Source organism: Arenimonas donghaensis DSM 18148 = HO3-R19 (assembly GCF_000743535.1).
GTDB classification, from domain to species: Bacteria; Pseudomonadota; Gammaproteobacteria; order Xanthomonadales; family Xanthomonadaceae; genus Arenimonas; species Arenimonas donghaensis.
The window spans coordinates 22,881-45,956 of sequence record NZ_AVCJ01000010.1 but is presented as its reverse complement, the minus strand read 5'-3'; the positions used below and the strand labels follow the sequence as shown (position 1 = coordinate 45,956).

General features: G+C 68.2%; 18 protein-coding genes. 10 read left to right on the top strand and 8 right to left on the bottom strand.

From position 1 onward, the window contains the following. Nucleotides 1-279: 279 nt before the first annotated feature. From aceF to lpdA, 4 genes are read left to right on the top strand one after another with little or no spacing between them, the layout of a single operon-like run. Nucleotides 280-1,638, top strand: coding sequence for a dihydrolipoyllysine-residue acetyltransferase (gene aceF, locus N788_RS05925; protein ID WP_051924420.1), 1,359 nt, complete (start codon nt 280-282; stop codon nt 1,636-1,638). Then, complete coding sequence (locus N788_RS05920) at nt 1,635-2,645, top strand: mechanosensitive ion channel family protein (protein WP_051924419.1); 1,011 nt, start codon at nt 1,635-1,637, stop codon at nt 2,643-2,645. The genes aceF and N788_RS05920 overlap by 4 nt, the downstream gene beginning before the upstream one ends. Continuing rightward, entirely contained in the window at nt 2,635-4,194 is a 1,560-nt protein-coding gene (locus N788_RS05915) for a carbon-nitrogen hydrolase family protein (protein ID WP_034222342.1), read from the top strand. Before N788_RS05920 ends, N788_RS05915 begins: the two co-directional genes overlap by 11 nt. Nucleotides 4,195-4,219: 25 nt before the next feature. Beyond that, a complete protein-coding gene (lpdA, locus tag N788_RS05910; protein WP_034222341.1) occupies nt 4,220-5,995 on the top strand; it encodes a dihydrolipoyl dehydrogenase in 1,776 nt (591 codons plus the stop codon). Between the two features lie 61 nt (nt 5,996-6,056). Here the strand turns inward: lpdA and N788_RS05905 are convergent, their stop codons facing one another. The 7 genes from N788_RS05905 to N788_RS05875 are packed head-to-tail and all read right to left on the bottom strand — an operon-like array spanning nt 6,057 to nt 13,148. Beyond that, nucleotides 6,057-7,424 (bottom strand): SLC13 family permease, encoded by a 1,368-nt coding sequence (locus N788_RS05905; RefSeq protein WP_034222339.1) that lies wholly within the window; start codon nt 7,422-7,424, stop codon nt 6,057-6,059. A gap of 2 nt (nt 7,425-7,426) precedes the next feature. After that, nucleotides 7,427-7,759, bottom strand: coding sequence for a Na+/H+ antiporter subunit G (locus N788_RS05900; protein ID WP_034222337.1), 333 nt, complete (start codon nt 7,757-7,759; stop codon nt 7,427-7,429). Then, nucleotides 7,756-8,025, bottom strand: coding sequence for a K+/H+ antiporter subunit F (locus tag N788_RS05895; RefSeq protein WP_034222335.1), 270 nt, complete (start codon nt 8,023-8,025; stop codon nt 7,756-7,758). The genes N788_RS05900 and N788_RS05895 overlap by 4 nt, the downstream gene beginning before the upstream one ends. Further along, the gene (locus N788_RS05890; protein ID WP_034222333.1) at nt 8,022-8,507 is read right to left on the bottom strand and encodes a Na+/H+ antiporter subunit E; all 486 of its coding nucleotides are present in this window, start codon (nt 8,505-8,507) and stop codon (nt 8,022-8,024) included. Before N788_RS05890 ends, N788_RS05895 begins: the two co-directional genes overlap by 4 nt. Further along, a complete protein-coding gene (locus N788_RS05885; protein WP_034222331.1) occupies nt 8,504-10,030 on the bottom strand; it encodes a monovalent cation/H+ antiporter subunit D in 1,527 nt (508 codons plus the stop codon). The genes N788_RS05890 and N788_RS05885 overlap by 4 nt, the downstream gene beginning before the upstream one ends. Further along, entirely contained in the window at nt 10,030-10,383 is a 354-nt protein-coding gene (locus tag N788_RS05880; protein ID WP_034222329.1) for a Na+/H+ antiporter subunit C, read from the bottom strand. Before N788_RS05880 ends, N788_RS05885 begins: the two co-directional genes overlap by 1 nt. Next, nucleotides 10,383-13,148, bottom strand: coding sequence for a monovalent cation/H+ antiporter subunit A (locus N788_RS05875; protein WP_051924418.1), 2,766 nt, complete (start codon nt 13,146-13,148; stop codon nt 10,383-10,385). The genes N788_RS05880 and N788_RS05875 overlap by 1 nt, the downstream gene beginning before the upstream one ends. 85 nt (nt 13,149-13,233) lie before the next feature. Between N788_RS05875 and N788_RS05870 the strand changes: the two genes are divergently transcribed. The 5 genes from N788_RS05870 to N788_RS05850 all read left to right on the top strand — a co-directional run bounded on the left by N788_RS05870 (nt 13,234) and on the right by N788_RS05850 (nt 21,438). After that, entirely contained in the window at nt 13,234-14,091 is an 858-nt protein-coding gene (locus tag N788_RS05870; RefSeq protein WP_034222327.1) for an NAD-dependent epimerase/dehydratase family protein, read from the top strand. A gap of 137 nt (nt 14,092-14,228) precedes the next feature. Beyond that, nucleotides 14,229-16,256 carry a DUF1302 domain-containing protein gene (locus tag N788_RS05865; protein WP_034222325.1) on the top strand — a complete coding sequence of 676 codons (2,028 nt, stop codon included), beginning with the start codon at nt 14,229-14,231 and terminating at the stop codon, nt 16,254-16,256. Nucleotides 16,257-16,273: 17 nt separating this feature from the next. After that, nucleotides 16,274-17,641: a DUF1329 domain-containing protein gene (locus N788_RS05860; protein ID WP_211250689.1), complete on the top strand. Its 1,368-nt coding sequence runs from the start codon at nt 16,274-16,276 to the stop codon at nt 17,639-17,641. Nucleotides 17,642-17,732: 91 nt separating this feature from the next. Next, nucleotides 17,733-18,929 carry a WD40/YVTN/BNR-like repeat-containing protein gene (locus N788_RS05855; protein ID WP_160171912.1) on the top strand — a complete coding sequence of 399 codons (1,197 nt, stop codon included), beginning with the start codon at nt 17,733-17,735 and terminating at the stop codon, nt 18,927-18,929. 10 nt (nt 18,930-18,939) lie between these two features. Continuing rightward, complete coding sequence (locus N788_RS05850) at nt 18,940-21,438, top strand: efflux RND transporter permease subunit (protein ID WP_051924416.1); 2,499 nt, start codon at nt 18,940-18,942, stop codon at nt 21,436-21,438. Between the two features lie 58 nt (nt 21,439-21,496). Here the strand turns inward: N788_RS05850 and N788_RS05845 are convergent, their stop codons facing one another. Next, complete coding sequence (locus N788_RS05845; protein WP_051924415.1) at nt 21,497-22,384, bottom strand: DMT family transporter; 888 nt, start codon at nt 22,382-22,384, stop codon at nt 21,497-21,499. Between the two features lie 130 nt (nt 22,385-22,514). Here N788_RS05845 and N788_RS05840 point away from each other — a divergent pair, with 130 nt between their 5' ends. Continuing rightward, nucleotides 22,515-23,021 (top strand): hypothetical protein, encoded by a 507-nt coding sequence (locus N788_RS05840; RefSeq protein WP_152560397.1) that lies wholly within the window; start codon nt 22,515-22,517, stop codon nt 23,019-23,021. Nucleotides 23,022-23,076: the final 55 nt, after the last annotated feature.

Sequence of the window (23,076 nt, the reverse complement as noted above, 5' to 3'; positions counted from 1 at the left end):
CCCCCGCTGAACGCCGGGGGAACTATGGCGCCGGGACCGTGTCCCATTTGGCACAGGCGTCGCCGCACCCCTTGGGCGACCCTGTAAGCATCCTCGCAAGGGATGATCGGAAGCAGTCCCTTGGCGCAAGGGCCCGAAACGGTCCCGCCCGAACGCGACCAGCACGCGCGTTCCAAGGCGTTAGCGCTGCCCAAGCCTCCCGGCACCCCCCGGGGGGTTTTTTTTATGGCCAAGGGGGGGACAATAGAAAGCCCTCCGTTTGAAAACCCCAGGTGGACCATGGCCGAGCTCAAGGAAGCGCGGGTGCCGGATATCGGCGATGACAAGGACGTGCCGGTCATCGAGGTCCTGGTCAAGCCAGGCGACAGCGTCAGCAAGGACCAGGGCCTGGTGACGCTCGAATCCGACAAGGCGACGATGGAAGTGCCGGCGCCCTTCGATGGCGTCGTGCGCGAAGTGAAGGTCAAGATCGGCGACGAGCTGTCGGAAGGCTCGGTGGTGGCCCTGATCGAACCGGCCGGGGACGCGGCCGAGGGTGGATCCAAGCCCGGGCCCAAGTCGGACGCCAAATCGGAGCCCAAGCCCGAGCCCAAGGCCGAGCCCAAACCGGAAGCCAAGCCGGAAGCCAAGCCCGAGTCGAAGTCCGAATCGCAGCCGCCCAAGCCCAGCCTGCCGGCCATGAACGCCGGCAACCCCAATTCGCCACCGGTCAGCTTCGATGCCGAGGCCCTGATGCCAGGCAAGGTGCCGCATGCCAGCCCGGCCGTGCGCCTGTTCGCCCGCGAACTGGGCGTCGACCTGTCCCAGGTCAGCGGCAGCGCCCGCGGCGGCCGCATCAGCAAGGAAGACGTGCAGGCCTTCGTCAAGTCGGTGCTGTCCGGCGGCGGCGCGGCGCGCACGGGCGGCGGCGGCCTCGACCTGATCCCCTGGCCCAAGGTCGATTTCGCCAAGTTCGGCGAGGTCGAGCGCAAGCCGCTCTCGCGCATCCAGAAGCTCAGCGGCGCCAACCTGGCGCGCAACTGGGCGATGATCCCGCACGTCACCCAGTTCGAGGACGCCGACATCACCGAGATGGAGGCCTTCCGCAAGCGCCTGGGCGAGGAAAACAAGGACACCAAGGTCACGCCGCTGGTGTTCCTGATCAAGGCCGCGGTCGCCGGCCTGAAGAAATTCCCGGCCTTCAACGCCTCGCTCGACGGCGACGAACTGGTGCTCAAGCAGTACTTCAACATCGGCATCGCCGTGGACACGCCCGACGGCCTGGTGGTCCCGGTCATCCGCGACGCCGACCGCAAGGGCCTGCTGGAACTGGCGCGCGAGCTCGGCGAAATCAGCGCCAAGGCGCGCGACAAGAAACTCTCCTCGGCCGACATGCAGGGCGGCTGCTTCTCGATCAGTTCGCTCGGCGGCATCGGCGGCACCGCCTTCACGCCGATCATCAACGCGCCGGAAGTGGCCATCCTGGGCGTCTCGCGCAGCGCGATGAAGCCGGTCTGGAACGGCAAGGAGTTCGCGCCGCGCCTGATGCTTCCGCTGAGCCTGAGCTACGACCACCGGGTGATCGACGGCGCCGCTGCCGCTCGTTTCACCAGCTACCTGTCCCAGGTGCTGGGCGACCTGCGCCGGCTGCTGCTGTGACGGCGCCGGCCGCCAGCACTGGCTGGTGGAACCAGACCCTGGTCGAGCTTGGCGGTGTCAGTTTCACGCCGGCCGGACTGGCCGGGGCCGTTGGCGTCTTCGTCGTCGCCTGGACGGTTTCCTGGCTGATCCGCCGCGGGCTGGGTCGGTTCTCGGAACGCGAAGCCGCGCGCGACCGTCGCGCGGCGATCTACACCGTCGGGCGCATCGTCCACTACCTGCTGCTGCTGGTGGCCTTCCTGGTGGCGCTGGAGCTGATCGGCGTGCCGGCCAGCCGCTTCGCGGTGTTCGCCGGCGCCATCGGCGTGGGCCTGGGCTTTGGCCTGCAGGCGATCTTCAACAATTTCATTTCCGGCCTGATCCTGCTGTTCGACCGCAGCCTCAAGGTCGGGGATTTCGTCGAGCTCGAGTCCGGCGTGCACGGCGAGGTCAGCGACATCAATATCCGCGCCACCCGCATCACCACCAACGACAACATCGAGATCCTGGTGCCGAACTCCGAGTTCGTCAGCGGCCGGGTGGTGAACTGGACCCACAACGACGTCTCGCGCCGGCTGCGCATTCCCTTCGGCGTGGCCTATGGCAGCGACAAGGAAACGGTGAAGGCGGCCGCGCTGGAGGCGGCCTGCGCCGTGCCCTTCACCCTGGCCCAGGAAGGTCCCCGGCGGCCGCAGGTCTGGCTGGTCGAGTTCGGCGAATCGAGCCTGAACTTCGACCTGGTGGTCTGGCTGACCGCCGAAGCCACCAAGCGCCCCTCCGCCGTGAAGGCGGCCTATAACTGGGAACTCGAGACCGCCCTGGCCAAGCATGGCCTGGAGATCCCGTTCCCGCAGCGCGACCTGCACCTGCGCAGCGCCTTCGGCCTGCGCGACGAGGCCGCCTGGGAAACCATGGGCCACCCGGTGCGCAGGAAGGTCGAAGAAGCGCCACCCCCGAGCAGCGGCGGCAACGATGCCACCGAGGACGTGAAGCGCGAAATCCAGGAGGACGCCAAGGATGAACCGTAGCGACGACAGTCGTTCCAAGCTTTTCGTGCGGCTGGCCGAGCGTGCCGACATTCCCGCAATCGTGTCGCTGTCGGCACGTACCTATGGCGAACGCATGGCCTACACGCCGGAAATGGTGGGTGGCCAGCTCACGCAGTTTCCCGGCGGCCAGTTCGTCGCCGAATACGACGGCGTCGTGGTCGGTTATTGCGCCACCTTCTGCATTTCCGAATCGCTGGCCCTGTCCAGGCACGCCTGGCGGGAAATCACCGGCGGCGGCTACGCCTCGCGCCACGACCCGGCGGGCGACTGGCTGTACGGCATGGAGGTCTGCGTCGATCCCACGCGCCGCGGCCTGCGCATCGGCAGGCGCCTGTACGACCGCCGCAAGCGCCTGTGCATGCACCTGGGGCTCAAGGGCATCGTTTTTGGTGGCCGGCTGCCCGGCCTGGGCAAGCGGTTCAAGCAGTTCGGAAGCGCCGAGGCCTACGTCGAGGCCGTGCAGGAGGGCAAGGCGCGCGACCTGGCGCTGTCCTTCCAGCTCTCGAACCAGTTCGAAGTGATCGGCGTGCTGCCCGAATACTTGCCGTCCGACCACGAGTCGCTGGGTTTCGCCGCGCACCTGGTCTGGCGCAACCCGACGTTTTCCGACCACCCGGAGATCCGCAAGGCCCAGAGCACCGGCGACCTGCCGGCCGCGGTGCGGGTGGCGACGGTGCAGTACCAGCAGCGTCGCATCAAGACCTTCGAGGAGTTCGCGACCCAGATCGAGTACTTCGTCGACATCGCCGCCGACTATCGCAGCGACTTCGTGGTCTTCCCCGAGCTGATCACCCTGCAGCTGCTGTCGATCGAGAACCAGCCGCTGTCGCCCTCGGACTCGATCCGCACGCTCACCAAGTACACCACCCAGTACCGCGACCTGATGCACCGCCTGGCGGTGGCCTACAACATCAACATCATCGGCGGCTCGCACCCGACCCAGATGGACGATGGCGACATCCACAACATCTGCTACGTCGCGCTGCGCGACGGGTCCGTGCACGAGCGCGAGAAGCTGCATCCGACGCCCAACGAGGTGCACTGGTGGAAGATCGCCGGCGGCGACGCCGCCGAAGCCATCGCCACCGACTGCGGGCCGATCGGCGTGATGATCTGCTACGACTCCGAGTTCCCGGAGCTGGCCCGCCACCTGGTCGACCAGGGGGCGATGATCCTTTTTGTTCCCTATTGCACCGACGTGCGCCAGGGGCACCTGCGCGTGCGTTATTGCTGCCAGGCTCGCGCCGTGGAGAACCAGGTCTACGTGGTGACCTCGGGCAACGTCGGCAACCTGCCGGGCGTGAACAACTTCGACATCCAGTACGCGCAGAGCTGCATCATCACGCCCTGCGACTTCCCCTTCGCGCCCGAAGGCATCGCCGCCGACACCACGCCCAATGCCGAGCAGGTCGCCTTCGCCGACCTGCGCCTGGACGACCTGATGCAGGCCCGCGCGTCCGGCACCGTGCAGAACCTGCGCGACCGTCGCCACGACCTCTACCAGACCACCTGGAAGCGCCGCATCTGAGCCGCGCCCCTGCCAAGGAAAGAACATGGCCAAGACCATTGAACTGAAAGTGCCGGACATCGGCGACGACAAGGACGTGCCGGTCATCGAGTTGCTGGTGCAGCCGGGCGACACCGTCGCCAAGGACCAGGGCCTGGTCACGCTCGAATCGGACAAGGCGACGATGGAGGTGCCGGCCAGCGCCGCCGGCAAGATCACCGAACTCAAGGTGAAGATCGGCGACACGGTCTCGGCCGGCGACGTGCTGGCGATCGCCGAGGTGGATGATTCTGTGGGAGGGACTTCAGTCCCGAAGCCTTCGGCAGAAAAGACGTCCTCCGATGCCGAGTCGTCATCGAAAAACATCGGGACTGAAGTCCCTCCCACGAAATCGGCCTCCGGCCGAAAGGCCGACGTGGAGTGCCGCATGCTCGTGCTCGGCGCCGGCCCCGGCGGCTACACCGCCGCCTTCCGCTCGGCCGACCTGGGCATGGACACCGTGCTGGTCGAACGCTACGAATCGCTCGGCGGCGTCTGCCTCAACGTCGGCTGCATCCCGTCCAAGGCCCTGCTGCACGCGGCAGAGGTGCTGGTCGAAGCCAGACATGCCGCCGATTTCGGCATCAGCTTCGGTAACCCGAAGATCGACCTCGACAAGCTGCGGGCCCACAAGGAAAAGGTCGTCGGCCAGATGGTCAAGGGCCTGGCGGGCATGGCGAAGCAGCGCAAGGTGCGCACGCTCACCGGCACCGGCAAGTTCATTTCGGCCAACGAACTCGAAGTCGAGGGCAAGGACGGCAAGACCCTGGTGCGGTTTGAGCACTGCATCATCGCCGCCGGCTCGCAGCCGGTGAAACTGCCGGCCTTCCCCTGGGACGACGAGCGGGTGATGGATTCCACTGACGCGCTGGAGCTGGCCGAGGTGCCCAAACAGCTGCTGGTCGTCGGCGGCGGCATCATCGGCCTGGAAATGGCCTGCGTGTACAGCGCGCTGGGCAGCGAGGTGACGGTGGTCGAATTCATGGACCAGCTGATGCCGGGCGCCGACAAGGACCTGGTCAAGCCGCTGGCCGACCTGCTCAGGAAGCGCGGCGTCGCCGTGCACCTGGGCTGCAAGGTCACCGAGGTCAAGGCGAAGAAGGATGGCCTGCACGCCAGCTTCGAAGGCGAATCCAAGCCCGAACGCAGCAAGTTCGACCGGGCGCTGGTGTCGGTCGGGCGTGCGCCCAACGGCGGCAAGCTCGACGCCGACAAGGCCGGGGTGAAGGTCACCGACCGTGGCTTCATTCCGGTCGACCGGCAGATGCGCACCAACGTGCCGCACATCTTCGCCATCGGCGACCTCGTCGGCCAGCCGATGCTGGCGCACAAGGCCACGCACGAAGGCAAGCTGGCGGCCGAGGTGGCCTTCGGCGAGAAGAAGGAATGGGTGGCCCGGGTGATCCCGTCGGTGGCCTACACCGACCCGGAGATCGCCTGGGTCGGCGTCACCGAAACCGAAGCCAAGGCCAAGGGCCTGAAGATCGGCGTGGCGAAGTTCCCGTGGGCGGCTTCGGGCCGCGCCGTGGGCATCGGCCGCACCGAAGGCTTCACCAAGCTCATCTTCGACGAAGAAACCGACCGCATCATCGGCGGCGGCATCGTCGGCGTGCATGCCGGCGACCTGATCAGCGAGGTCGCCCTGGCCATCGAAATGGGCTGCGAAGCCGCCGACATCGGCCACACCATCCACCCGCACCCGACGCTCAGCGAATCGGTCGGCATGGCCGCCGAGATCCAGGAAGGCTCGATCACCGACCTGTACATCCCGAAGAAGAAATAGCTCGATGTGGGAGGCACTTCAGTGCCGAAGCTTTCGGCACTGAAGTGCCTCCCACAAAAAACTACGAGAAGGCGAACCAGCAGACGATGCAGATCACCGCGGCCGCCAGCACGTTGAGCATGGCGCCTTCGCGGAACATGCGTTGGGCCGTGACCAGGCCGCTGCCGTAGGCGATGGCGTTGGGCGCGGTGGCCACCGGCAGCATGAAGGCGCCGCTGGCCGCCAGCACCGCCGGGAACATCAGCAGCGCCGGGTCCACGCCGATTGCGACGCCGGTGGCGGCCAGGATCGGCATCATCAGCACGGCGGTCGCCGTATTGCTGGCGATCTCGGACATCATCAGCACCGCGGCCACGATCGCCACCAGCAGCAGCGGCAGCGGCAGGTCGCCCAGGCCGGCCAAGTGGCCCGCCAGCGCGCCGCTGAGCCCCGAGGACTGGAACGCCGTCGCCAGCGCGATGCCGCCGCCGAACAGCACCAGCGCGCCCCAGGGAATCGACTCCGCGGTTTCCCAGTCGAGCAGCCGGCTGCCCTTGCCGTCGGAGATCACGCACATCACGACCACGGCCAGCAGCGCCACCGCGGCGTCGTTGGCGCCGGGCATCGCCAGCCAGGTGCTCCAGCCGCCGAAGGGTTCGGTGCGCGTCACCCAGGCCAGCGCCGTCAGCGCGAACACGGCCACCACCCGACGCTCGCCCGGCGTCCAGAGCCCCGGTGCCGGAAGCGTCGCCGCCGGCGTGTCGCCCAGGCCGCGGCCGAGCCACCAGCCCACCATCGGCAACAGCAGCAGCACGACCGGAATGCCGATCATCATCCAGTCCAGGAAGCCATAGCGCGTGCCCGTGGTTTCCGCATACACCTGCATGAAGACCAGGTTCGGCGGCGACCCGATGGGCGTGCCCAGTCCGCCGATGCTGGCCGAGTAGGCGATGGCCAGGATCAGCGGGGCCTGCAGGCGTTTGTCCGGATAGACCTGCAGGATCGCCAGCGCCACCGGCAGCATCACCAGCGTGGTGGCGGTGTTGGAGATCCACATGCTCAGCGCGCCGCAGGCGGCGATGAAACCGAACAGCAGGCTGCGGCCGTTGCTGCCACCGAAGCCACGCACCATGCCCAGCGCCAGCCGGCGGTGGGCACCGCAGCGCTCGAGCGCGCGCGAGAGCATGAAACCGCCGCCGAGCAGCAGGATCAGCTCGTGGCCATAACTCTGGGCCACCTGCCTGGCGTCGAGCACGCCCAGCACCGGGAACAGCGCCAACGGCAGCAGCGCCGTCACCGGCGCGCGCACCGGTTCGAGCACCCACCACAGCGCGCACCAGCCGGTCATGCCCAGGGTGGCCGCCAGCGCATGTTCACTCCCAAGGGCCACCGCGAAGAAATAAAGCGAAACCGCGAGCAGCGGGCCGGCCGGCAGGGCGAGCCCGCGCATGCTCAGGCGTCCCCGTCCTGGCCGGGCGGCGGACCGGGCCGCAGCGAGGCATCGCTCGACAGCGCGGCGCGCGCCACCAGGTAGGCGCTGACCGGTGCGGTCATGAACAGGAACAGCGTGATCAGCAGTTCGCGCAGGCTGGGAACGCCCTGCATCGCCTGCCACAGCATGGCCGCCAGCAGCACGCCGCCGACGCCCAATGTGCTGGCCTTGGTCGGGCCGTGCAGGCGCTTGAAGATGTCGCCCAGCTTGGCCAGGCCCCAGCTGGCGACCAGGGCGAAGCCGGCGCCGGACAGCAGCAGCACGCAGACGAGGATTTCCAGGGCCTGGTTCATTCGACGATGTCCCCGCGGATGACGTACTTCGACAGCACGATCGTGGTGACGAAGCCCAGCATCGCGATGACCACCGCCGCCTCGAAATAGATAGTGCTGGATTCGCGCAGGCCGGCCAGCACCAGCAGCGCGATGGTGTTCACCGACAGCGTGTCCAGGGCCAGGATGCGGTCGGGCATGCCGGATCCGCGCAGCAGCCGGAACATGTTGAGCACCATCGCCAGCGCGAAGGCGCCCATGGCGATGTCGATGCAGGTCTGGATCATGGGAACACCTCCCGCAGCGGCGCTTCGTAGCGCGACTTGATGTGGGCGATGGCGGCGTCGGCGTCTTCCAGGTGCAGGAAGTGCACCAGCAGGTGGCGCTGGTCCGGCGACAATTCCGAGGACACCGTGCCCGGCGTCATCGTGATGATGCCGGCCAGTGCCGAGATGCCGTGGCGATTGGTGATGTCGAGCGGGATCCAGACGAAGGCCGGACGCATGCGTGACTCGCGGCCCAGGATGCGGCGCGCCACCTCGATGTTCGACAGCACGATGTCCCAGAGCACCACGACGATCAGCCGGGCCGCCACGCCCGGACGACGGGCGTGGGCGGTGTCTTCGCGCAGGCGCTGGGCGACCAGGGGCAGCACCAGCGCCAGTACCGCCGCCAGCAGCACGTGGGCGGGCTCCAGCGAAGCGACCAGCAGCAGCCAGACGACGAAAACGGTGACGCTCAGCAGCGGCGCGGGCAGCCAGCGCTTCATGGCGACACCCCCGGCAGGGGCAGGGCGCCGCGGACCGCTTCGATGTAGGCCGAGGGTGCCATCAGCTGTTCGCCCGCCGCCTGGGTGTAGTCGAGCGCCGGGCCACCGAACACGCTCAGCAGCACGCCCAGGCCCAGCAGCCCGATCGTGGCGCCCACTTCCGGGGTGCGCAGCCGCGGCACCGCGCCCGGCGGCGCCGGCTCGCCGCCCTCGCGCCAGAACAGCTGGCTGCCGGCGCTGGCCAGGGCCACGATCACCAGCAGGCTGGTGAACAGGATGACCGGCCATAGCCAGGCCGCCTGGGCACCCGGCACCGCCGCGAGCAGGCTGAACTTGCCGACGAAGCCCGAGAGCGGCGGCAGGCCGGCGACCGAGAGCGCCGCGACCATGAACAGTACGCCGAGCAGGCCGCGGTTTTTCATGTGGTCGAGCTTGCGCAGGCTGTCGCCGGCATTGTCGCGCTGGCGGCGGATCAGGTCGGCCAGCAGGAACATCGCGCCGCCGACCAGGGTGCTGTGCACCAGGTAATACAGGCCCGCGCCCAGTGCCTCGGCGCTGGCCAGGCCCAATGCGATGAACAGGGTCGCCGCCGAGCCCAGCACCAGGTAGGCCGCCAGCAGCCGCAGCGACGGGGCCGCCAGCGCGCCCAGCGTCGCCAGCACCAGCGTCGCCGCGCCCAGCGGCAACAGCCAGGGCCAGGCCAGGTTGGCCAGCGCGCCGGCCTCGGCGCCGAACACCAGGGTGAAGACACGCAGCACCGTGTACACGCCCAGCTTGGTCATCACCGCGAACAGCGCCGCCACCGCGGCGGGGCTGCGCGCGTAGGTTTCGGGCAGCCAGAAATACATCGGCAACAGCGCCGCCTTGGCGCAGAACACCACCAGCAACAGACCCGCCGCCGCCTGCAGCGGCGCTGCCTCCGCCGCCGGCATGGCCGCCACGCGCGCAGCCACCTCGGCCATGTTCAGCGCGCCGGTGATGCCGTAGAGATAGCCCACCGCGAACAGGTAAAGCGTGGACGCGGTGATGTTGAAGGCGACGTACTGCAGGCCGCTGCGCACGCGCGCACCGCGGGCGCCGCTGAGGATCAGGCCGTAGGAGGCGATCAGCAGCACTTCGAAGAACACGAACAGGTTGAACAGGTCCGCCGTGAGGAAGGCGCCGTTGAGGCCCATCAGCTGGAACTGGAACAGCACGTGGAAATGCGGCGCGCGCCGGTCCCAGCCACCGGTGGCGAACCACAGGCAGGGCAGGGCCAGCAGGCTGGTCGCCAGCAGCATGATCGCCGAGAGGCGGTCGGCCGCCAGCGCGATGCCTAGGTGCGAGGCCCAGTTGCCGACCAGGTAGACGCGGGTGCCGCCGTCGTCGGCCTGCACGGCCAGCGTGGCCGCCAGCGCGACCAGCCCGGCACCGGACAGCAGGCCGATGAAACGATGCACCGCGACCCGGCGCGTGCGCACCAGCAGCATCACCAGTGCGGCCAGCAGCGGCAGCAGGATCGGGAGGATCGGCAGGTGCGCCATCACGGCGTCTCCTCAGGCGGCTCATGCCCGTCGACGTGGTCGCTCCGGCTGTCCGACCGGCTGCGCACGGCGGTCACCAGCAACACGGCGGTCATCGCGAAGGCGATCACGATGGCCGTCAGCACCAGGGCCTGGGGCAGCGGGTCGGAATGGTTGGCCAGGCTCGGGTCCAGGGCCTTGTCCAGGATCGGCGGCTTGCCCACCGCCAGCCGGCCCATGCTGAAGATCAGCAAGTTCACCGCGTACGAGAGCAGGGTCAGGCCCAGGATGATGTCGAAGCTGCGCGCGCGCAGCAGCAGGTAGACGCCGGCCGCGACCAGGGTGCCGATGAAGACCGAGAGCGCCAGTTCCATCAGCGCGCCCCCCCGTGCAGCGGCGGCCGCACCGCCGCCATCATTCCAAGCATCAGCAAGCTGCCGGCGCCGACCACCAGGTACACGCCGATGTCGAACACCATCGCGCTGGCCATGGGCAGCTTGCCCAGCAGCGGCACGGCGACGTAGTCGGTGTGGCTGGTCATGTAGGGGTAACCGAGCAGCCAGCTGCCGACGCCCGTGGCCAGGGCCAGCGCCAGGCCGACGCCGATCACCCGCGGATAGTCGAAGCCCAGTCGCTGTTCCATGTATTCATTGCCCGACAGCACGTACTGGAGCAGCACCGGCACCGCCAGCACCAGGCCGGCGATAAAGCCGCCGCCGGGCAGGTTGTGGCCGCGCAGGAACAGGTACAGCGACACCGCCAGCGCCAGCGGCAGCAGCAGGCGCGCCACGGTGTTGGGGATCACCAGGGGGTCCGGCGGGCCGTCGGCCCGGCGCTCGGGCAGCATGCGCGCGCGGCGCAGCATCGCGTGCACCACCAGGGCGGCGATGCCGAACACGGCGATTTCGCCCAGGGTGTCGAAGCCGCGGAAGTCGACCAGGATGACGTTGACCACGTTGCTGCCGCCGCCCTCGGGCAGCGACCGGGCCAGGATTTCGGACGCCACGGTGTCGAAGGGCCGCGTCATCACCGCATAGGCCATCGCCGCGACGCCGCCGCCGGCCGCCAGCGCGATGACGGCGTCGCGCCATTTGCGCAGCCGCGAGGGTTCGGGCGCCGATTCGGGCGGCAGGTAGTTCAGCGCCAGCAGCATCAGCGCGATGGTCACCATTTCCACCAGCAGCTGGGTCAGGGCCAGGTCGGGCGCGGACAGCAGCACGAAGGCCAGGCTCACGGCGAGCCCGACCGCGCCCATCACCACCAGGGCCAGCAGTCGCCGGCGATGCAGCCACACCGTCGCCAGCGTCGCGACCATGCCCATGCCCCAGACCAGCCAGGCCAGCGGCGGCATCGGCTGCGAGCGCCCCGGGAAGGCCAGGTCCGCGGAGAGGAACGGCACCAGTCCCAGCGCCAGCGCCGAAAGCACGACCATCAGCAGGTAGCGCTGCAGGCTGCCGTTCTCCAGCCGATCGGTGAGCTTGCCGGCGAGGCGCACGGCCTCGGCCACCTTCCACTCGTAGACCCGGCGGCCCCGCGAGTCGTAGCTGACGCCGTAGAGGTCGATCAGTTTGCGGATGCCGAAGTAAAGCGCGATGCCGAGGGCCAGGCCGACCAGGCTCATGATGAAGGGCGTGTTGAAGCCGTGCCAGATCGACAGGCTGTAGTAGGGCACGTCGGCGCCCAGCACGCCTTCGGCCGCCGTGCGCAGGACCGGCGCGATGGTCAGCGCCGGTGCCACGCCCACCGCCAGGCACAGGATCACCAGGATCTCGACCGGGATGCGCATGAAGCGCGGCGGTTCGTGCGGCGTGCGCTCGATGCGCACCGGGCCCGGACCGAAGAAGGTGTCGTGCACGAAGCGCAGGCTGTAGGCCACGCCGAAGGCCCCGGCCAGCACCGCCGCCACCGTGATGCCCCAGCGCATGAACATGTGCCCCCGGATCTCCAGCGCCTCGGTGAAGAACATTTCCTTGGACAGGAACCCGTTGAGCAGGGGCACGCCGGCCATGGCCAGCGAAGCGATGATGGCCAGGATGGCGGTGTAGGGAAGGATGCGCAGCAGTCCGCCGAGCCGGCGCATGTCGCGCGTGCCGGTTTCGTGGTCGATGATGCCCGCGGCCATGAACAGCGAGGCCTTGAAGGTGGCGTGGTTGAGGATGTGGAACAGGCCGGCGACCACCGCCATCGGCGTCGACAGGCCGAACAGCAGGGTGATCAGGCCCAGGTGCGAGATGGTCGAATACGCCAGCAGGCCCTTGAGGTCGTGCTGGAAGATCGCGTGCCAGCTGCCCACCAGCAGGGTGATCGCACCGATGCCGCTGACCAGGTAGAAGAACAGGTCGCTGCCGGCCAGGGCCGGGTGCAGCCGCGCCAGCAGGAAGACGCCGGCCTTCACCATCGTCGCCGAGTGCAGGTAGGCCGACACCGGTGTCGGCGCCGCCATCGCATGCGGCAGCCAGAACTGGAACGGGAACTGCGCCGACTTGGTGAACACCGCCAGCAGCACCAGCACCAGGGCGTAGGGATAGAGCGGGCTGGCCAGGATCTGCGGGCCGGAGGCGAGCACCACGTCCAGCTCGTAGCTGCCGGTGATGCGGCCGAGCAGGATCACGCCGCCCAGCAGCGCCAGGCCGCCCGCGCCGGTGATCGCCAGCGCCATGCGGGCGCCGTCGCGGGCCTCCTGGCGGTGTTTCCAGAATCCGATGAGAAGGAAGGAACTGATCGAGGTCAGCTCCCAGAACACCGCCAGCAGCACCAGGTTGCCGGCCACCACCATGCCCAGCATCGCGCCCATGAACAGCAGCAGGAAGGACAGGAAGCGCGGCATCGAGTCCGCTGCGGACAGGTAGTAGCGCGCATACAGGACGATGAGCGCACCGATGCCCAACACCAGGCCGGCGAACATCCACGCCAGGCCATCGAGCCGCAGCGACAGGTCCAGGCCCATGGCCGGGACCCACGGCACCAGGCTGCGAACGCCGGCGCCGGACATGACGTCCGGGGTCATCAGGGCCAGCAGCACCAGGCCACCGACCGGTGCCAGCGCCGCCAGCCACGCGGCCGCGCGTCGCCGGGAATCAGGCAGGAGCCCGACCAGCAATGCAAGAACGAAGGGAGTGGCCAGCAGCGTTGCGAGCATCGCGTTCCTCAAGCGTGGCCGGCGAGTTTAGCGCATCGTTTCGAGAAGGCGCCGTGCACGTGTTTGCCGCGGGTATGCTTCGCGCATGCATAAACAAGAGTCGCGCGGCTGGGGAATCTTCGGGCTGACCGGGCTGGTCGGCGAAGCGCTGCGCGCGCAGCTGCGTCCGGATGATGTCGTGGCCTGGGCAGTCACGCGGCAGGCGCCGGCGGATCCGCAGTCACTGCCATGGCGCATCGGCAGCCTGCCCGGGCTCGGCGCCTTGCCGCCGGTGCAGGCCATCGCCAGCCTGGGGCCGTTGGACAAGTTCACCGACTGGTTCGAAGCCTCCGCGCTTGCGCCGGCGCGATTGGTCGCGCTGGGATCGACCAGCCGGCATGGCAAGGCGGATTCGCCCGACCCGGCCGAGCGTGAGCTGGCCCGGACGCTGGCCGACTGCGAGACAAGGCTGCAGGCGGCCTGCAGCGCGCGCGGGACCGCCCTGGCATTGCTGCGACCCACGCTGATCTGGGGCCGCGGCCGCGACCAGAACCTGGGCCGCTGGGTGGCGCTGGCCCGGCGCTGGCGCTGGCTGCCGCTGCCGCGCACGGCGCGGGGCCTGCGCCAACCCATCCATGCCGACGACGTGGCGGCGGCGGTGCTGGCGGCGCTGCGGGCGCCGGAGCCGGTCGTTGGCGCCTTCGACCTGCCGGGCGCGGAGACCTTGCCTTATGACGAGATGGTGGCGCGCTGCCTGGCGGTGGCGGCGCCGGGGTCCCGGCTGGTCCGGCTGCCGGGCCCCGTATTCCGGCTCGGCATCGCGCTGGCGGGGCGCCGGGGGCCCGGATCGGGCGTCCTGGCCCGCCTGGACCGGTCCCTGGCCTATGACGGCGAACCGGCCAGGGCCGCGCTGGGCCTGGCTTTCAGGCCGTTCCGGCCCCGTCCGGAAGATTTTTCCGGCTGACCATACGCAGCAGCATTGCCATTTCCTAACGAACTATTAATATGCCTAGAGGAAATGCTCTAGAGTCTGGGGGGAGCCAGCAAACCATGAACATCGCCCGGAATCCGCAACGTCGACCCGAACCCGAGGAAGCACCGATGAAGAAACTGCACGCAAACCGAGGGCGCGTCGCGCGTGCCCGCCTGGCCACCGCCGTTGCGCTGGGCCTGATGCTGGCCCCGGCCGCACAGGCGATCGAATTCTCGCGCGGCGACCTCCAGGGCAGCTTCGACACCACCGTGTCGTATGGCTACTCCTGGCGCGTCGAAGACCAGGATCCCAACCTCATCGGCAAGTCCTGGTTCGATCCGCTGCTGTGCACCCAGAACGTGCCGCTCGGCCCGATCCCGGTCGGTCCGGGTCGCTGCACCAGCACCGGCGGCGTGCCGGGTTCGCCGGCGCAGGTCGCCGCGATGGGTCGCTTCTCGGCCAACCGTGACGACGGCAACCTCAAGTACGACGAGGGCGACGCCATCTCCAGCGCGATCAAGCTGACTTCCGAGCTCAGCCTGAACTACCGCGACTGGGGCATGTTCATGCGTGCCACGTATTTCCACGACTTCGAAAACGAAGGCCGCGACGACCTCACCGAAGAAGCCCAGGACCGCATCGGCCAGCGCTTCCGCATGCTCGACGCCTTCGTGTTCAAGAACTTCGCGCTCGCCGACGACGGCAGCCTGGCCGGCACCGTCCGCCTGGGTCGCCAGGTCGTGAGCTGGGGCGAGAGCACCTTCATCCAGAACGGCATCAACGTCATCAACCCGGTCGACCTGTCGGCGCTTCGCGTCGCCGGCGCCGAACTGCGTGAAGCCTTCCTGCCGATCGACATGCTCTACGGCTCGATCAGCCTGAGCGACAACGTCTCTCTCGAGGCGCTGTACATGTTTGAGTTCGAGGAAATCGAAATCGATGCCGCCGGCACCTATTTCAGCTCCAACGACTTCGCCAGCCCGGGCGGCACCTACGTGATGCTGGGCTTCGGCACCACGCCGCAGCCGGTTTACAACCCCGAGCGCTTCTTCAGCACCTGCTACAACGGTCCGGCCGGCTACGCCACCTCCGACCGCTTCGGTGACCTGTCGGCGATCTACGGCGCCGCCACGGCCGCGCAGATCATCGCCATCGGCTGCGGCAACGCGGTGGGCCGCCTGCCCAACCGCAATGCCCGCGACGACGGCCAGTACGGCATGGCGCTGCGCTGGTACGCCGAAGCCCTGGGTGAAACCGAGTTCGGCTTCTACTTCCTGAACTACCACAGCCGCGTGCCGCTGCTCTCGGGCCGCGCCGTGAACAACCCGGCGATCGGCGCCGCGTCTGGCCGCTTCTTCGCCGAGTTCCCGGAAGACATCCAGATGTACGGCTTCAGCTGGAACACCACCATCCCGGGCGGCATCGCCTGGCAGGGCGAGGTGAGCCACCGTCCGAACATGCCGCTGCAGGTTGACGACGTCGAACTGCTGTTCGCCGCGCTGAGCCCGCTCAACCCGTTTATCCCGGTGCCGGCGCTGCAGTTCAACAGCCAGCTCGGCAACTACGCGCTGGGCCAGGAAGTGCGCGGCTGGCGCGAACACGAGGTCAGCCAGGTTCAGATGACCTTCACCAAGCTGTTCGCCGACGTGATGGGCGCCAACCAGATCGCCGTGGTCGGCGAAGTCGGCGGCACCGAGGTCTGGGACCTGCCGAGCCACTCCGTGCTGCGTTATGAAGGTGAAGGCACCGATACCGGTGGTGGTTGCGACGTCGGCGATGTGCTGGCGGCCGGCTTCCCCGGCGCCGGCGCGCTGCAGTTCGGCTGCATGCGCAACCCGCAGTCCCTGGGCGGTGGTTTCCCGACCGCGTTCTCCTGGGGCTACCGCGTCGCCGCGCGCGCCGACTACAACGGTGCCTTCGGCACGGCGCTCACGCTGTCGCCGCGCATCGCCTTCAACCATGACGTGAGCGGCATCACCCCGGGCCCGGGCGGGAACTTCCTTGAAGACCGCAAGTCCCTTACCTTGGGTCTGGAAGCGAACTACCTGCAGCAGTGGGTCTTCGACCTCAGCTACACGTCGTTCAGCGGCGCAGAGCCATATAACCAGATCAGCGACCGCGACTTCGCGGCGTTCACCGTCAAGTACTCGTTCTGAGCCCAGGAGGCATGAGGATGAAGATGAATAGGAAACACGCCCTGGCGCTCGCGGCTGGCGCCGTGCTGGCAGCCGGCACCGGCATGGTGCAGGCGGCCGTCAGCGCCGAGGAAGCGGCCAAGCTGGGCCGTGAACTGACCCCGGTCGGTGGCGAGAAGGCCGGCAACGCCGCCGGCACCATCCCGGCCTGGGACGGCGGCATCACGCGCCCGCCGGCCGGCTTCCGCGTCGGCACCTTCCACGCCGACCCGTTCGCGGCCGACAAGCCGCTGTACTCGGTCACCCGCGCCAACGTGCAGCAGTACGGCAACGTGCTGACGCCGGGGCAGAAGGCGATGTTCGCCAAGTACCCGACCTTCCGCATGGACGTGTACCCGACCCGCCGCAGCGCCTCGTTCCCGCAGCGCACCTACGACTTCACCAAGCGCAACGCGACCCAGTGCAAGCTGGTGTCGGACGGTGAAGGCGTGCAGAACTGCGCCGAGGGTATTCCGTTCCCGATCCCGCAGAACGCCTACGAGGTCATCTGGAACCACAAGCTCAAGTACAAGGGCCTGTCGGTGATCAGCTACTCGAACCAGGCCGCGCCCACCGCCAGCGGCAACTTCACGCTGACCAAGGTGCGCGAGGAACTGCTGGGCCTGTACTACAAGCCGGGCAACACCTCCGAGAACATCAACAACATCCTGCTGTACTTCAAGCAGGAAGTGCTCGGCCCGGCCCGCCTGGCCGGCCAGGTGCTGCTGGTGCATGAAACCCTCAACGCCGCCGCGGCCCCGCGCCAGGCGTGGGTCTACAACCCGGGCCAGCGCCGCGTGCGTCGCGCCCCGAACGTGGCCTACGACAACCCGGGCACCGCCTCGGACGGCCTGCGCACCAACGACATGACCGACATGTTCAACGGCGCCATGGACCGCTTCGACTGGGAGCTGGTGGGCAAGCGGGAAATGCTGGTGCCGTACAACGCGTACAAGGCGCACAGCGACAAGGTCAAGGTCGCCGACCTGATCCGCCCGGGCCACCTCAACCCCGACCACATGCGCTACGAACTGCATCGCGTGTGGGTGGTCGAGGCCAAGCTCAAGGAAGGCATGCGCCACATCAACAGCCGCCGCACCTTCTACGTGGACGAGGACAGCTGGCAGATCATGCTGATCGACCACTACGACGGCCAGGGCAACCTGTGGCGCTACTCCGATGCGCCGTCGGTGAACTACTACGAGGTCCCGACCTTCTGGTCCACCCTCGAGACCCACCACGACCTCAAGTCGGGTCGCTACATCACCATGCTGCTCGACAACGAGGACAAGGTGCGTGACTTTGGTTACCAGAGCACGCCGGCGAACTACTCGCCGCAGAACCTGCGCACCTCGGGCGTGCGTTGATCCAAGCGTGAAGGAACAACCAGCCGCGCCCGAAAGGGCGCGGCTGCGTTAAGGGCCCCGCGCCTGGCGGGGTCGTCGGAAGGGGGAAATGATGTCGAGCAAGCCATTGATCCGCACGCGCCTGGCGGGCGCCCTGCTGCTGGCGCTGTTGTTGCCGCTGGCGGCGCAATCCCAGGACCCGCAGGGTGACGCGACCCTGGAGTCCGCGGAGCCGGCGGAACCCATCGACGAATCCGGCATCGACGTCGGCGAGGGCAGTCCCGTCGCCGCCGATCCGGCTGCGCTCGATGCCGAAATGATGCCCAAGGCCAGTCGTTCGCTGCTGCTCGACGCGGTGCAGACCGCCGCCGGCTACTTCGTCGTGGGCGAGCGCGGCCACGTGCTGATGTCCGAAGACGGCAAGGACTGGCAGCAGCTGGCCGTGCCCACCCGTTCAACCCTGACGTCGATCACCAGCGCCGACGGCGTGCTTTGGGCCGGCGGCCACGACGGCGTCATCGTGCATTCAACCGACGGCGGCCAGACCTGGACCCGTCGCCGCATGCAGGTCTGGACCCCGGACTACCTCGATCCCTTCGATGGCGTCCCGGTGATGGACGTCCTGATGGTCGATGGCATGAACGGTTTCGCCGTCGGCGCCTACGCCATGTTCCTGGAAACCAGCGACGGCGGCGTCACCTGGTCGCCGCGCGGCATCATCAACTACGACGAACCCGAGCCCGAGCCGGCGGCTGCGGCACCCGCGGCGGCGGCCGATGAATCCCCCGCCGACGACTGGACCTTCGACGCGTCCGACCTGACCCTCGAGGCCGAAGCCGACCCGCACCTGTACGCCATGGCGCGCACCGACGAAGGCGACCTGGTGATCGCCGGCGAACGCGGCGCCTTCTTCCGCTCCACCGACGGTGGCCAGAGCTGGGAACGCGACCGGCTTCCCTACGAAGGTTCGATGTTCGGCATCCTGTCCTTCGGCGGCGACCACCTGCTGGTGCACGGCCTGCGCGGCAACGTGCTCGAGTCGCGCGACCTGGGTCGAAACTGGACCCCGGTCGAGACCGGCATCACCACCTCGCTCATGGGCGGCCACGCGCTTGCGAACGGCGGCGCCATCCTGGTCGGCGCCAACGGCGTCGTGCTGACGCGGCCCGACGCCGATTCGCCGTTCACCGAGACCCGCTACGAGATGGAGAACGGCGAGACGCCGAACCTGACCGGGGTCATGCCGGCCGGCGATGCCGGCTTCATCGTGGTCGGCGACAAGGGCGCCGGCCTGTTCCGCCCGCAGTAAGGGAGTTCCCATGAGCCTGCCCAACGCCCAGCCCGGCCCTTTCGCCCGCGTCGCCGAGAAGATCGTCTTCGCGAACCGGCCGGTGATCCTGGTGCTGTTCGCCCTGATCACGGTCGCGATGGCCTATTTCGCCATGCAGCTCGAGGTCGACGCCGGCTTCAAGAAGCAGGTGCCGCTGCAGCATGAGTACATGCAGACCTTCCAGGATTACGAGGCCGAATTCGGTGGCGCCAACCGCGTCCTGGTGGCCGTGATCGCGAAGGACGGCGACATGCTGGACCAGCAGTTCATGGCGACGCTGGAGAACGTCACCAACGAAGTGATCAACCTGCCGGCCACCGACGACGCGCGCGCGCGTTCGCTGTTCACGCCGAACGTGCGATTCATCGAAGTGGTCGAGGACGGCCTTTCGGGCGGCAACGTCATCCCGCAGACCTACACGCCCAACGTCGAGGGCTTCCAGTCGCTGCCCGAGGACTACGAGCAGATCCGCAGTAACATCATCAAGGCCAACATCGTCGGCCGCCTGGTCGCCAAGGATTTCTCCGGCGCGATGATCTGGGCCGACCTCATCCCGGAAAGCGACGTCAACAAGCTCGACTACCAGGAAGTCGCCGACCAGTTCGAGGCCATCCGCCAGAAGTACGAGGACGAGAACCACAGCGTCCACATCATCGGCTTCGCCAAGATGGTGGGCGACATCAGCGACGGCGCGCGTTCGGTGATCAAGTTCTTCGCGCTGACGATCGGCTTCACCTGGCTGCTGCTGTTCCTGTATTCGACCTCGGTGAAGCTGGCATCGCTGACCGTCGCCGCGGCGCTGGTGTCGGTGGTGTGGATGCTGGGCGCGCTGCAGCTGATGGGCTTCGGCATCGACCCGATGAACATGCTCACGCCCTTCCTGATATTCGCGATCGCGGTCAGCCACGGCGAACAGATGATCAACCGCTTCCGCGGCGAGATCTTCTTCGGCGGCCTGGAAGAGGGCACCGTCGACGAGCTGCGCGCCAGCGCCAAGAACGCCGTCGAGCCGCTGGAGGCCGCGCGCCTGTCCTTCCGGATGCTGCTGATCCCGGGCACCGTGGCCCTGCTGGCCGGCTGCATCGGCTTCGGCGCGATCATGGTCATCCCGATCGACATGGTCCGCGAACTGGCGATCACCGCCACCGTCGGCGTGGCCCTGACCATCCTCACCGACCTGGTGCTGCTGCCGGTGCTGCTCAGCTACACCAAGCTGCGCAACCTCGACCGCAAGCGCGAGTTCCGCCTGCGCCAGCTCACCCGCTTCGACCGGATCTGGGCGGCGCTGTCGCGCCTCAGCCGGCCCAAGGTGGCCTGGCTGGTGGTCCTGGTCGGCGTGCTGGGCTGGTTCTTCGCCTGGCAGCACGGCAACAAGGTGATGATCGGCGATGCCCAGCAGGGCGTGGCCGAACTGCACCCGGACGCGCGCTACAACCAGGACGCCGTGCTCATCGCCGACCGCTTCGCGCTGGGCGTGGACATCCTCAACGTCATCGCCGAAGCCGCCCCGTCGGCCTGCACCACGTCCTACGCGGCGATGGAAACCATCGACCGCTTCGCCTGGCACATGCAGAACGTCGAAGGCGTCGAGCAGGTGATCACGCTGCCGGCCGCGGCCAAGATCGTCAACGCCGGCTGGAACGACGGCCTGGCCGCATGGCGCGTGCTGCCGCGCGACCCGGACACCCTGCGCCAGGCGACCCAGAGCTTCGAGACCGACTCGGGCCTGCTCAACAGCGATTGCAGCGCGATCCCGATCACCATCTTCACGTCCGACCACCGCGCCACCACCATCGACCGCGTGGTCGCGGCGGTGAAGGAGTTCCGCCAGGCCAACGGCGCGTATGCCGAGGGCAACCTGCGCGTGCGCCTGGCCGAGCAGGCCGCCGAACAGCCGGGCTTCACCTCCGACCAGGTGAACCTGCGCCTGGCCACCGGCAACGTCGGCGTCATGGCCGCGACCAACGACACCGTGCGTGCTTCCGAACACACCATCCTGTACCTGCTGTACGCGGCGGTGTTCGTGATGTGCCTGATCAGCTTCCGCAGCCCGCTGTCGGCGCTGTGCATCCTGCTGCCGCTGGTGCTGGTGACCGAACTGGGCCATTCGGTGATGGTCGAGCTCGACATCGGCATGAAGGTGAACACGCTGGCCGTGGTCGCCCTGGGCGTCGGCATCGGCGTGGACTACGGCATCTACATCTTCGCGCGCATGCGCGAGGCGATGCAGACCGAGGGTCGCACCCTGTCGGAGAGCTACTTCATCGCGCTCAAGACCACCGGCATCGCGATCTTCTACACCGCGCTGACCCTGGCGGTGGGCGTGGCGATGTGGATCTTCTCGGACCTCAAGTTCCAGGCCGACATGGGCATCATGCTGACCTTCATGTTCATCGTGAACATGGTCGCCGCCATCATCTTCCTGCCCGCCCTGTGCCGCCTGCTGCTGCGGCCCGGCGAGAAGGACACCTGGACCCCGCGCCTGTAAGGGGCGGCGGCAGACCGGAGAAGGCGGGCCTCGGCCCGCCTTCTTTATTGGGCGCGGCTCAGAGTTCCTGGGCGACCGGCGCCGGTCGCGCCTTGGCCTGGGTGCGCAGGGCGATCAGCAGGATGCCGGCCAGGGTCATGGCGCCGCCGATCAACAACTTCGGGCCCGGGCGGTCGCCCCAGAAGGCGATGCCCAGGCCGGTGGCGAAGACGGGCGTCAGCAGCAACCAGGGCATGACCTTGGCGACGGCGTGGCGCTGGACCAGGGTGTAATACACGCCGTGGCCGATGACCGAGGCGACGATGGCGGCATAGGCCACGCCGGCCCAGGCCGTGCCGGAGAAACCGCCCAACTGGCCCAGCGCACCGGGCTCGAACCACAGGCTCAGACCCAACAGCGGCAGCACGCCGACCAAGGCGATCCAGGCCTGCAGGCTGTAGCGCGTGACGCCGCCGAGGTCGCGCATCAGTACCGTGCTCACGGCCAGGAAAAAACCCGAGGCGAGCATCAGTCCCAGCGACAGCGGGTTGTCCAGCACCAACGGATCCAGGCCCAGCACCAGTACGCCGCCGAAACTCAGGGCGATGGCCGTGCCGGTGCGCCAGGCGAAACGCTCGCCCAGGAACGCCCAGGCCAGCAGCACCGAGAAAGGCACGTAGCTTTGCATCACGATCGCCGGTGAGCTCAGGTCGCCGGCCAGCTTCAAGGCCCAGAAACTCAGGCCAAAGTGCAGCACGCCGGTGGACAGGCAGATCGCCAGCAGGCGCGGCCACTGGCCCGGTCCCGGCTGGCGCAGGAAAGGCGAGAGCAGGACCACCAGCAGCATCAGCCGCAGGGCCGAAAACAGCAGGGGTGGCATCTCCCGCAGCGCGGTGGCCGAACCCAGGAAGTTCCCGGCCCAGGCCAGGCAGACGAGCAGGGCAAGCAGGATGTCGCGAGGAGGCATGCGCACGGCCCGGGGGCGGGGGGAAGGTCATTATGGCCCGCCGGGGCGGCGACTTGCCCCGGGCGCGTGAAGGCGTCAAAGTCGGGGTCGCGCCACGCAGGCGCGATCCTTACGAATGGGGAGATTCGCAATGGAAATGGCAGCAATGGGGGGTGCGCTGGTCATCATGCTGGTCGCGGTGATCGTGGGTCTTTTGATCGCCGGCCTCATCCTCAAGTTTTCCGTCCGCCTGGTGGCGGGCTTCTCGCCCGGCTATGGCCGCGCCCTGCTGACGGTGCTGGCCGCCGCGGTCCTGGGTTTCATCGTCAACATCGTACTGACCATGGTCTTTGGTGTCGGCGGCGGGATGATGGGTGGTGGCCTGGCTGGCGGTGATCCGGACGCCGCCGCCGCCGCAATGGCCGGGGCGGGCATGGCGATGATGGGCGTGATGGCGGTCAGTGCCATCGTCAACCTGTTCATCCTTGCCGCGTGCATCAACTGGATCATCAAGCGCCCGGGCGGCATCGCGATCGGCTTCGGCCGTTCGCTGCTGGCGGCCCTGCTCTACCTGGTGATCTTCGTCGTCATCGGCATCATCTTCGGCGTGGTCATGGGCATGCTGGGCATGGGTGCCGGAATGATGGCGGGCATGTAAGCCCGGTCAGCCGGAAACAAGAAGGGCGCGGTTGCCTGGCAGCCGCGCCCTTTTC